Consider the following 12,426-nt stretch of genomic DNA (forward strand, 5'->3'; position numbering starts at 1 on the left):
TTGAAAATAAGAATAGGAATATTAGTGAGGAGAAATGAAATGAACTATCAGTTAAGCGGATCAATGTTAGAAACAAAAGAACAGAAACATCACGGAATAATTCTACCCATTTTTGCATCCTTAGTGATGATCATGATAGGTGATTTTATTCTTATGGGGTTCGGTTTTTCCGAAGGCGCTACTGAACCATCAATGGGAGAGAACTTAGCTAGCTTATATATTGATATTGTACCGATTATTCTAGTTTTACTTTTCTGTCAACTATTTGAAAAGAGATCACTTTCTTCACTAGGTCTTCAAAAATCAGGAATTCTACAAAAATATGGTTTAGGCATGCTTATTGGATTCTTAATGATTGGCGCAACATTTTTAAGTAATGTCCTTTTAAAGGGTATTGAGATCAGCGATAATTTCGACCATATAAACTGGCTGTTTGTTCTTTTGATATTTGTCGGCTATACTATCCAAGGTTTAAGTGAAGAGTTGATTTGTAGAGGAATGTTGATGAATGGAATTGCTGCCAAAAAAGGTGTTTGGGCAGGTGTGATCGGGAATTCGTTATTTTTTGCAGTGTTGCATTTGCTAAGCCCAGGTGTCACTGTGATCAGTTTCATGAATATTTTATTTTTTGGCTTACTATTCTCGTATATTTTTTATAAGACAAATAATATATTCGTTGTTGCAGCTCTTCACTCGGTATGGAACTTCTTCCAAGGTATCATATTTGGCTCTGAGGTTAGTGGATTGTCTTCATTCTCTTCTATCTTTAAATCAATACCCGTAGCAGGAAAAGATTTATTGAGTGGCGGTTCATTTGGTTTTGAAGGTGGAATAGTCACCACATTTGTATTGATTGCTACATTTATCATTTTTAAGATAGTCTATAAGAAAAGATAACGTGATACATATTGAATTACTTTTCGATTGATTTTCTTACTAAGACGAAGCTAAAACTGAGAAGCTATTACAAAAAAATTCATACTAGTGGTCATAAAGAACCTGCCTATGTAAACACAGGCAGGTTCTTTATATATTTCATCTATTCTAATGATTCAAACATTTCTAAACAATCCCAAGATACCTACGCATTCTCACCAGGCTCAGACGCAATGATCGTAACATCACCTTCAATACGCCATTTTTTTATATCACTTGGTAGGATAAAACTGCTGCCTTTTTTCAACTCATAGCTTTCAGCTTTCATTCCATCTTCATTTTCGATGACCAAATTTCCAGCACCATCAATGACCGTAGCCAAAGTGTACGGCGCATTTTTCGTTAACTTCAAGATACCTTTCACTTGCCATTCATAGACATTGAAAAATGCTGTCTTTAAATAGGTAACGACGCTTGATTGTCCTTGATTTTGCTGCTGAATAGTTAATTGCGCATCTTTCGCCGGAACTGTGGTCACGTCTACTGATTGCTGAATATGCAATTCACGCGTCTGACCTTGATCATCTTTTCGATCATAGTCATATACACGATAAGTCGTATCACTACTTTGTTGTGTTTCTAAAATCATGATGCCTTTACCAATCGCATGGATCGTTCCGCTTGGGACATAGAAAAAATCTCCTTTTTTTACAGGAACCTTCCGCAATAAATCATCCCAGCGACCTTCTTTGATCAATGTTTCAAGTTCTTCACGAGTCTTCGCGTTGTGACCATAAATGATCGTTGAACCTGGTTCTGCATCGATAATGTACCAACATTCTGTTTTCCCTAATTCTCCTTCATGAGCCAAACCATAGGCATCATCTGGATGAACTTGTACAGATAAATCATCCTCTGCATCTAAAATCTTCGTCAGTAAAGGAAATACATCTCCTTTAGCATTACCGAATAATTCACGATGGTTGGTCCATAGATCATCAAGTTTCTGTCCTGCAAATTCACCATTTTTCACGACACTTACGCCATGAGGATGCGCACTGATCGCCCAGTCCTCTCCAATTTTGTTACTAGGCAGATCAAAACCGAATACGGTATGTAAACGATCCCCACCCCAAATTTTTTCTTGAAAAACAGGTGTTAAAAATAAAGGTTGCTGCATTGTTTGAGACTCCTTCCATTTTTGCTCGAATTTATTATACCACTAAAAAGAAAGCGATTCATCTTTGCTTGTTATTTTTCTTTTAAATATATTTGAATCAGTTCATCGCGCTTTTGAATATAGTCTGCTCTTCGATCGATTGGATGAACACGATTTGAAAGAAAAATAAACGCTTCTTGCTTTAGGACATCAATCAATAAAAAGGTCCCAGTATACCCTGTATGGAACAATAACGGTCGCTTCTCCTTGTCATCTTTTAAATCCCAACCTAGTGAACGGTGTCCTTTTTTATCGGGTGTTTGATTCGATAAAAGTGAGACAATCATTTCTTTTTTCAACAATCTTCTAGAACCAGCCACCCCTTGTCTCAGATACATGCCAACAAATTTTTTTAAGTCAGCTAAATTTGTAAATAATCCAGCATTTCCAGCATGTTCAGCTAAAACCAACGCTTTGGGATCGTGAGTTTGGCCACGTATAAGTCCTCTAACTGGATGCTTTTCAGTTGGGACTGTTTTCAAAGCCTCTTTTGGTAAAAAGCAACTGTCATTCATTCCCAAAGGCTCTAACACTCGCTCTTTAAAGATAACGATAGCATCCTTACCTAACAAATGTTCCAACATGAAGCCTAGAAGTATCGTTCCAGTATCTGTATAGGCTACTTTTTTTCCAAGCTGATCACCGGACCGAACATGATAGTATGCTTCCCGCAATTCTTCTTTGGATAATTCGTCACGGTTCTCGATGTAGCTTTGGATATCTGATGTATGAGTCAATAAATGTCTGATCGTTATTTTTTCATCATCGAACACTGGTAAATAGTTGATAAATGGTTGATCTAGATCGATCAGACCTTCTTCCAATAATTGAAGAACAACCGTTGTAGTACAAATGACTTTCGTCAAAGAAGCCACATCAAAAAGCAGTGAAGGCGTAAGCGGCTCTATGCTTGGAATGACTTGAGCACTGCCCCACGTATGATCTTCACTGTAGCCGTTTATGATAAATGAAAAGCTCGCACCTGAAAACGTTCCTTGATTCATGAGCTGTGTGATTTTTTCTTTAGTTCTATCGTACATCTTATTTTCCCTCTTAGTTTCTTACAAACCACCATTCAATATTACTTGGATCATAAATAGTTAATATCGTTCGTTTATTATCGATAAAAAATGCCTGATTTTGTTCTTCCAAGTGCCCTTTCAAGCGGATCATTTCATCTTCCTGATCAACATTCAGCACAAAGAAATCGATCCCTAAAGTATCTTTTGTTGTTGCTTTTTTGTTTGACTGTTTTGAATGCTCCAAATGAATAAAAAAATTATGATCATTGATCGCTAATGTATCTTCACTATCTGATTTAGGAACCATCCCTAAAACTTCTTGATAGAAATGATAGTGTTCTGACTTATCATCAACATATAATTTCACTCGATCCAATCTGACTTCTGGAGACAGATTCGTGTATAATACTTTACTAGATTTGATTAAATGCTGAATATCCAGTTCCTGCAATGACGTTTCCGTTTGCTTCGTTTCATCATTATACGTAATGGCGATATCATTTCCTTCAGGATCACTTAAAAAAACACTTTTTCGACCATTTTGCTGAATGGCGCATGTAATTGGATAATCATGAACCGTAATTCGCCGCAAAAGACTGCTGAACTCTTCCAATGTTGGAATCAACAAAGAAAAGCAGACAGACTTCTCAACTACTTCCACCTGTTCAGATTCCGTTTCTTCTAATATAAGTAATCGACTGTCTCTTTTCAGAGAACCAAAAATAGACAAATTATTTTCTTCTAATTTTAACACAAAACCCAACACATTCTTATAAAAGCTGACCATCGTTTCTACATCTTTTATCCGAATTGCAACCGTTTCTACATAGACATCTTTCGATAGTATAAATTTCTCCATTCGACTTCCCCCTCCGAATGTCTCCTAGAGTTTATTTTATACGTGTCTCCTGATTTCAGCAAGCAAATACGCTTATCAATAAAGGTCGTACAAAAAGCATTTTTAGCACTAAACTACTTGCTCTATAAAAAATGAACTTGCCTAGTCATGTTTTTTTATGCACTCTTCGACGATGTGAGCTAAACTCTTCACAACACAATCAAATGGCTGGTTTGCATCTATAATGAAGTGTTGAGGATAATGGATGATTTTTTCTTTATTTTTGATTTCTTGATCATATAAAGCAGAACGTTCCTTAATGACTTCAGGCAAATCTCCTCTTTCCTGTAATCGAGTCATCACATTCTCTTTAGATACATCTAAAAAAATCGGAACCACCATCGGTTTAAACAGCTTTTCGATCGCCTCAAATCCCTGAAAGGTTAAAACATCATATGCACAATGTTTCGTTGTTTTACGCAGCAGTTCATCAATGCCCACTCCATATTTTTGTCCATTATAGGTATCATATTCTGCTAAAGCATTTGACTGAATCAAGTTCTGGAACTGTTCTTGTGTTTCAAAATAGTAATCGACTCCCTCTTGTTCTCCCAGCCGCTTTGGTCGGGTCGTGTGAGAAATCACTTTATAATCTTTTGGAAAAACAGCTTCTGCAACCTTTGTTTTTCCAGAGCCGCTTGGACCGATAATAATAAAAAATAGATGTTGTAATGAAGGGTTTGTCATTGGTTTTCCTCCTTTGAAAACTTAGCACAACTATACAATAACTGAACGATTGCTTCAACTAAAAAAAGCAGCCGACCATAACTTGAAAAGTTACAGTTCAGCTGCAAGAGTATCAATTTAGATCCTGACCATTTGTTTCAATGACTTTTTTATACCAGTTGAACGATTTTTTCTCATAGCGATTCAATGTTCCTTCGCCATTATCATCTAAATCTACATAAATAAAGCCATAACGTTTGCTCATTTCACCCGTCGATGCACTAACAAGATCAATACATCCCCAAGGCGTATAGCCCATTAGATCAACACCATCTTTTATTGCATCAGACATCGCTTCAATATGGCGACGCAGATAATCGATACGATAATCATCTTCTACATAGAAGTTTTCGTCAACCTTATCGATCGCTCCTAAGCCATTTTCAACGATAAATAGTGGTTTTTGGTAACGGTCATACAATTCATTCAATGCAATTCTCAAGCCTTCTGGATCGATTTGCCAGCCCCATTCACTTGCTTCTAAGAATGGATTACGTACACCACCTAGTAAGTTTCCAATCACTGTGTCTTCTTCTTCAGCTGTCTCATTGACTGCTGATGACATATAGTAACTGAAACCAATATAGTCTACTGTATATTTCTTCATCAATTCCAAGTCATCTGCGCCCATTTCTAATGCAGAAACACCATATTTTTCAAACATACGTTGTTGATAAGCAGGATATTCACCGCGAACTTGTGCATCCGTACAATAGAAGTTGAATTCCTGATTTTGAGCTAAGGTCGCCATTTGATTGACAGGATTAGCATCGATACTGTAAGTAGTTGCATAAATGATCATACATCCGATTTGCATATCTGGATTGATTTCGTGTCCGATTTTCACTGCTTTAGCACTTGCTACAAACTGATTATGCCATGCTTGGAAAACATTTTGATAATCGCCGGCTCCAGTCGCTTTGACCATTCCCTGGCTAAGTGCTGGAAAATGGAAAGCAGAGTTGATCTCATTGAAGGTCATCCAATATTTTACTTTTTTACCATAACGATTCAATACGACCGTTGCATATGTTTCAAAGAAATCGATCAACTTACGGTTCTTCCAGCCGCCATACTCTTTAGCTAAATGTAATGGCATTTCGTAGTGAGAAATAGTCACAACAGGCTCAATCCCATGCTTCAAACATTCTTCGATCACTTGATCATAAAACTTCAAGCCAGCTTCATTTGGCGTAGACTCGTCTCCTTTAGGAAAAATTCTAGCCCAAGCGATAGAAAAGCGATAACATTTGAACCCCATTTTTGCAAATAGTGCGATATCTTCTTTATAGCGGTGATAATGATCGATGCCACGATGATTTGGGTAAATATATTTATCCTCATCGATCTCCCAATTAAAGGTATCACTGCCTAACACTTGAAAACGCTGCTTGCCACCAGGCATCGCATCTGCAACAGATAATCCTTTACCATCTGAAAGATAGGCTCCTTCTAACTGATTCGCTGCTGTTGCACCGCCCCATAAAAATCCCTTTGGAAATGCAGTAGTTTTGTTTGACATATAATCTTCCTCCTTAAATTTATAAGCCTGACAAGCCCATTTGATCCTCGTTAGAAAAAATAGAGCCGCTTTCAGCTTGACTCTATTTTTATCCGGTTTTCCTTGATACTACTTCAAATAGCCAAAAATCTTTTTAACGAACCACTGCCAGGAAGTCTTCACCATGAAGCACTTCTGTTTGGTTCATATCTAATACATCAAGAAAATCAGCACTATTTGTTACAACGATCGGCGTAACAACTGGATGTCCAGCTTCTTTGATTTTATCGATATCAAATTTGATCAATAAATCACCTTGTTTCACTTTATCCCCTTGTTTTGCAAGTATTTCAAAGCCGTCACCATCCATTTCAACAGTGTCCATGCCAATATGCATCAGCACTTCCGCTCCATCAGTGGTAGTAATACCAACTGCATGCCCTGTTGGGAACAACGTAGTGATTTCTCCATCTGCCGGAGCATAAAGTTCACCGACTGTTGGTTCAACTGCAATTCCTTTCCCTAAAGCGCCAGATGAAAACACTTGATCTTCTACTTTCTCTAAAGGAACGATTGCACCCGTTAATGGACTGGATAAAACAATTTTATCACCTTTTGCAGCTGTTTGACTTTCTTTTGTTTCTTGTGTTCCAGCTGCTTCAACTTTGTCATCAAATCTCAAGATAAATGTTAGAACAAAGGCAACTACAAAGGCGATAGCCGTTCCGATGATCGCTGCGATCATACCTGATGTATCTTTTGTTTCTTGCGGAATAAATCCTGGTAAGCTCAACAAGCTGATCAACCCAAAGACAAAGTTTTGAACATGACTAAAACCAATATATGCACCGCCGATCGCACCACCGATACAAGCGGCAATAAATGGTTTTTTCAAAGGAAGCGTTACACCATAAACAGTTGGCTCAGTAATCCCAAAGACAGAAGTCATTGCAGATGATAATGCTAAACCTTTCAATTTTACATTCTTTGTCATGAAGAACACGGCTAAAGCTGCACCACCCTGTGCTAAAACAGCTGGTAATAACATTGGCGCCATTGTATCAACACCACCGCCTGCTTCAGATAAGTTTAGCATCATGATCGGCACAAAGCCCCAGTGCATCCCAAACATTACGAATACTTGCCATAAACCACCCATTACAGCACCTGCAATAATTGGACTAAAACCATAAATACCATTGTAGCCTTTACCTAATAGATCACCTAAAATTGTACCGATCGGACCGATCGCAATAAATGTTACTGGCGCCATTACCAAGAAAACTGCCAATGGAACACAGATAATTTGCAAGAATGATGGAATAACTTTTTTGAAAAATCGTTCAACATAGCTTTGTACGAACACAGCCAAAATAATTGGAATAACTGAAGACGTATACGCACTTGCACCGATAATCACTGGAATTCCAGCAAAGCTCAAAGTATTACCTGCTAGTGCCGAAATACTTGGATGAACTAACGCCATCGCTAAACAGACTGCCAAAAATTCATTTGTCTTAAATTTCTTCGCCGCCGTGAATGCTAGAAGAATCGGTAAGAACGTAAAAATACCATCAGCGATAGAAAAAAGCACTACATAGACACCAGATTCTGCTGTCAACCAATTCAATGTGAGCGCTAAAGTCAAGAATCCTTTTAAGACCCCAGCTCCTGCCATTGCACCTAAAAATGGTGTAAAGATAGAAGAAATAATATCGATCAATTGATTAAAGATATTTCCTTTAGGTCCTTCATCTTTAGAATCACTATTGTCCCCTAAACCACTATGAGCCATCAATTCCTTATAAACATCACTAACATGACTTCCGATAACGACTTGATATTGTCCGCCGCTTCTAACGACTTGAATGACATCTGGATCTTGATTTAGCTTATCAGTCGCTGCTTTCTCCTCGTCTTTCAATTTGAAACGTAAACGAGTCGCACAGTGTACAACGCTATTTACATTCTCTTCTCCGCCAACCATCGATAACACGCGTTCAGCGATTTCTTGATTTTTACTCATAATCATTTTCTCCCTTGCTTATTTTTATCAGGCTAAGTGCTCTTTCTCATTAAATGAAAAGAGAACCGTCCATATTTTTGATTTTTTTATATAAAAAAACCTAAACTGAAAAAACAATACTCGCCTATACATAAAGAAAAGATACGTATAGATGAATCCTTTGTTTTTTCAATCTAGGTTTTGCCTGCTAATCAGTAACAATCCGCTATGATTGAATGTCTTTGATGAAACTACTTTTTATCTCCAACCACTCGTTGGATATGTATGGTTAGATAAATTTGTTCAGCCTTATCGATCGGCTTTTGATATGTCTTAACTAGATAATCATTGATTCTTTGTACCGATTGAAATGCTTTCGGATACTTACTTTGAATCAATTCATAGAGAAAATCATCTTCTTCATCGTGCGCTTCATTTTGCAGATAGCGTTGTGCAAAATACTGCAGATGTGTCACGATTCGTTGATAATTCAAGGAATCTTCGTCAAATGGTTTCCCAAAGTAACGGCTAATGATCGTCAAGATATCCCGTACCATCTCAGTAGCTGACATGGTCACTTCCATATTTCCGTTTGCTTGTTCACTGTTGACGATATGAAAAGCAATGAATCCTGCTTCACTCTCAGAAAAATCAACAGCTAATTTCTCTTTGATCAACTCTACACCTTTTTTAGCGATCGCAAACTCTTTAGGATAAAACTTTTTCGTCTCAAACATCAATGGATTGGGCATCTCCAATCCTTCTTTTGCCCGCATGATCGCATAATGGATATGATCCGTCAACGTTAAGTAGATATTTGAAGAGAGCTCGATCCCTAAGTCAGCTTCTGCCATATCAACGATCTTTTTAACGACCTCGACTTCCTCCATAGGAATATCTGCAAATAATTGCTGAAATTGTCCTGAGGTAACAGAATCTTTTAGAACAAACTCTTTTTCAATAAAGGTTGGATCGATCAAGTCTCCAACTTTTTTTTGAAATGCTAATCCACGGCCCATACAGACAATTTCTTCACCTGATTCATTTTTTGTCATAACGACATTGTTGTTTAAAATTTTTTCAATATACATGATGAACCTCACTTTTACAAATACAAATGAAAAAAACCTAGAATCCACCCACTACTACAAACTTATGGAAGATTCTGGTTTTGCCTGCCGAACAGTAACAATCCTTAATGCATGCTTAGCATACCATTATTTTAAAATAGATGCAACCCTTTTCAAAAAAGGAATTGAGAATTTTTTTAGAATCGAATAAAAAATGCGATGTTCCATCTAAGAATATGACTCCAAAAGAGATCATCCACAAAATAAAGATTTATGGCTGCTCAAACACTCGATGTTTTTTTTCAAAAAATCATATACAAACAATTTTTATATAATTTTCGCAAAAACATTGATTTTCTTACTTTTTATTAGTAAAATAAGTCTTGTTTACAAATAAAGATACTTAGGTATTTAAAGGAGATTTTATATGTCAAAATTATTAGTTGTCAAAGCACACCCGCTTACAAAAGAAGAATCACGTTCTGTACGTGCATTAGAAACTTTTTTAGAAAGCTATAAATCAGAAAATCCAGCGGATGAAATCGATGTTCTTGATGTTTATGCTGATTATGTTCCTGAAATCGATGAAGAATTATTATCTGGTTGGGGAGCATTACGTACTGGTACAGAATTTACAGCTTTAAACGAAAGCCAACAATCAAAAGTAGCACGTTTCAACGAGTTGACTGATCAATTCTTAGCTGCTGATAAAGTTGTTATTGCAAATGCCTTATGGAACTTAAACGTACCTACTCGTTTGAAAGCATGGGTCGATACGATCAACGTTGCCGGCAAAACGTTCAAATATACTGAAGAAGGACCAAAACCTTTAACAGAAGGTAAAAAAGCTCTACACATCCAATCAAATGGCGGCTTTTATGAAGGACAAGATTTCGCGTCACAATATGTTAAAGGGATCTTAAACTTCATCGGAGTTTCTCAAGTCGATCAATTATTTATTGAAGGAATCGACCATTTCCCAGATAGAGCAGAAGAATTATTAGAAACAGCAATGAACCAAGCAACGACTTTAGGTAAAACTTTTTAAAATAAAAGAAGAGCGTGGGACAAAACTAAAAATCAGTTTTGTCCCACGCTCTAAATTCGAATAAACGGCGAGAAAAAAGCAGCCCCTTCTTATTGCTTTAAAACACAACGAAGAATGAGTTGATGCTGCACAGTACCTACTTGGTTCTCGGAGCTAAACACTTTTATCTCAGCCTCTTCTTTTATTCTTCTTGATTTTGTCCCTCTTCTTCATGATACAAACTTGATACATCTTTATACCACTCAAAAATATGGGTAATGATAACTTTGGCCGCAGCATAGACTGGAATACCTAAAATCACTCCTACCACACCAAAAAGCTTCCCAGAGGTCAATAAAACCACTAAAATCGTTACTGGATGAATATCCAGCTGACTACCTAAAACAAGCGGTGAAATCACACGACCCTCGATCGTTTGTTCAATAACAAAAACGACCAAAACTTTTACTAACAGAACAGGACCGCCTACGATCCCCAAAAATATAGCCGGAATCATTGCTAAAAATGAACCAAGATATGGAATCAAATTCAAAAATCCAGCTGTGATCCCTAACGTGATCGCATAATCAAGCCCGATGACCGAAAACCCTATAATGAACATCACCGCAACTGCGAACGCAACCGTCAACTGCCCGCGAATATAAGATGACACTTGTTCATTCACTTCACTCAAGACCCTCAATGTTGGCTTACGCATTTTATTCGGTAAAAATTTCATAAGATAAGGTGCCAACTGTTTGCCGTCCTTTAGAAGATAGAACAAAATGAATGGCATCGTAACGATTGCCACAAAGACAGTTGCTACAGCGCCCACAAAACTTCCTAATCCTTGAACGGTAAACGTAGAGATATTGCGGATCACATCTCCTAATGAATTAGTCAATTTATCCCCCATATCCTCTAACTGTGTACGGAATTGCGCGAAAAGCGGATCACTTAAAATTTCCTGCATCTTTTTATCGATCGTTTCGATATATTGAGGGAAATGATTTGCAAAGCTAATGGTTTGCTCTTGTATTTTTGGAACAATTACAACTAATCCCCAAATGATCAATGCAACAACGATAATAAACAAGCCAATGATGCTCCAAATCCTTGGAATCTGCTTCTTTTCTAAGAAATCAACCACTGGATTCATTAAATAATACAAGATACCTGCCATGATCAATGGTAGGCCGACGACACCAATAAATTGCCAGACTGGTGTAAATAGGTAGGAAACCTTAGTAAAAACCAAAATGATCAATAAAATCAGCAATACGATCAATAAAGCTGTGACCACCTGATTATTCAAGAACCAACGCCAAAACCACGAAAGGCGTTTTTCTTTGACCTTTTCATTTTTCATTTAATCACACTCCAGAAGACACATAGTCAATTGTTGTACCAATCTGAATCTTCGGAAGGGTTGTTGGATCAAGATATAAACCATTGACAATCGGATCTTCCTCGGGTATATCAGTAAAAACTAAAGTGACATGGGCAATGCTGTTTAAATTTTCATTCGCATATGACCCCACATAACGAATCGTGTATTCCTGTTCGTCAATTTTTAGTCGGTCTCCTTCTTTCATTTTCAATGATCGTGTTTCTTGAAATTTTTGAATTACGGAATATTCTTTTAGTCCTTCTGTGGCACTTTCACCAAATAGAATGATCATTGGTTCTTTTTCATCCAAGGCTTTTGCACCAATTTCGGTAACTATTGCTTTCATCACATAATCTTCCCTTCATCTAGTATTCACTTTTAATTATAACATAGAACATTTTTTCTAAATCACTATTTTGAACTAAAACACGATTCTTATTTTCTTATCACTTTTTATCTAAAACGAAAAAAAATCACCACAAACAAAACGTTTGTAGTGATTCATTATCAAGATTTAAAAAAGTCTAGAATATGAGCCCAAATTTCTTCTTTAAATACATCTTTAGGATTTCCTCCACCGATCACACCGTAACCGATCATCGTACCGGCAACAAATAAAATGATCACTAAAGAAATCACAACTAAGACTTTCAACAAAGTCACTATTATATAGCGTGTCGAACTCATATTTT

12 protein-coding genes are annotated in these 12,426 nt (G+C 37.0%); 2 read left to right on the forward strand and 10 right to left on the reverse strand.

What is annotated here, in order from left to right:
- Positions 1–39 precede the first annotated feature (39 nt).
- Complete coding sequence (locus H3T55_RS00380; RefSeq protein ID WP_225533165.1) at positions 40–897, forward strand: CPBP family intramembrane glutamic endopeptidase; 858 nt, start codon at positions 40–42, stop codon at positions 895–897.
- A gap of 184 nt (positions 898–1,081) precedes the next feature.
- Here the strand turns inward: H3T55_RS00380 and manA are convergent, their stop codons facing one another.
- From manA to licT, 7 genes are all read right to left on the reverse strand, one after another.
- Positions 1,082–2,056: a mannose-6-phosphate isomerase, class I gene (gene manA / locus H3T55_RS00385; RefSeq protein ID WP_225533164.1), complete on the reverse strand. Its 975-nt coding sequence runs from the start codon at positions 2,054–2,056 to the stop codon at positions 1,082–1,084.
- A 71-nt stretch (positions 2,057–2,127) separates the two neighbouring features.
- Entirely contained in the window at positions 2,128–3,135 is a 1,008-nt protein-coding gene (locus H3T55_RS00390) for a serine hydrolase domain-containing protein (protein ID WP_225533163.1), read from the reverse strand.
- A 13-nt stretch (positions 3,136–3,148) separates the two neighbouring features.
- A complete protein-coding gene (locus tag H3T55_RS00395) occupies positions 3,149–3,976 on the reverse strand; it encodes a VOC family protein (RefSeq protein ID WP_225533162.1) in 828 nt (275 codons plus the stop codon).
- Between the two features lie 141 nt (positions 3,977–4,117).
- Entirely contained in the window at positions 4,118–4,702 is a 585-nt protein-coding gene (locus tag H3T55_RS00400) for a guanylate kinase (RefSeq protein WP_225533161.1), read from the reverse strand.
- Between the two features lie 112 nt (positions 4,703–4,814).
- Positions 4,815–6,263 (reverse strand): glycoside hydrolase family 1 protein, encoded by a 1,449-nt coding sequence (locus tag H3T55_RS00405; protein ID WP_225533160.1) that lies wholly within the window; start codon positions 6,261–6,263, stop codon positions 4,815–4,817.
- A gap of 133 nt (positions 6,264–6,396) precedes the next feature.
- Positions 6,397–8,268 (reverse strand): beta-glucoside-specific PTS transporter subunit IIABC, encoded by a 1,872-nt coding sequence (locus tag H3T55_RS00410; RefSeq protein WP_225533159.1) that lies wholly within the window; start codon positions 8,266–8,268, stop codon positions 6,397–6,399.
- Between the two features lie 230 nt (positions 8,269–8,498).
- Positions 8,499–9,338 (reverse strand): BglG family transcription antiterminator LicT, encoded by an 840-nt coding sequence (gene licT, locus H3T55_RS00415; protein WP_087639755.1) that lies wholly within the window; start codon positions 9,336–9,338, stop codon positions 8,499–8,501.
- 406 nt (positions 9,339–9,744) lie between these two features.
- On the opposite strand from licT, the gene H3T55_RS00420 reads away from it, so the two are divergent.
- Entirely contained in the window at positions 9,745–10,365 is a 621-nt protein-coding gene (locus tag H3T55_RS00420; protein ID WP_087639754.1) for an FMN-dependent NADH-azoreductase, read from the forward strand.
- 181 nt (positions 10,366–10,546) lie between these two features.
- Here the strand turns inward: H3T55_RS00420 and H3T55_RS00425 are convergent, their stop codons facing one another.
- From H3T55_RS00425 to H3T55_RS00435, 3 genes are all read right to left on the reverse strand, one after another.
- Positions 10,547–11,713 carry an AI-2E family transporter gene (locus H3T55_RS00425; protein ID WP_225533158.1) on the reverse strand — a complete coding sequence of 389 codons (1,167 nt, stop codon included), beginning with the start codon at positions 11,711–11,713 and terminating at the stop codon, positions 10,547–10,549.
- Positions 11,714–11,717: 4 nt separating this feature from the next.
- Complete coding sequence (locus H3T55_RS00430) at positions 11,718–12,080, reverse strand: PTS glucitol/sorbitol transporter subunit IIA (protein WP_087639752.1); 363 nt, start codon at positions 12,078–12,080, stop codon at positions 11,718–11,720.
- 161 nt (positions 12,081–12,241) lie between these two features.
- Positions 12,242–12,421 (reverse strand): DNA-directed RNA polymerase subunit beta, encoded by a 180-nt coding sequence (locus H3T55_RS00435; RefSeq protein ID WP_087639751.1) that lies wholly within the window; start codon positions 12,419–12,421, stop codon positions 12,242–12,244.
- Between the last annotated feature and the right edge of the window lie 5 nt (positions 12,422–12,426).

Origin of the sequence: Enterococcus sp. S22(2020), assembly GCF_020295385.1 — a bacterium.
Classification (GTDB): domain Bacteria; phylum Bacillota; class Bacilli; order Lactobacillales; family Enterococcaceae; genus Enterococcus_L; species Enterococcus_L dunnyi.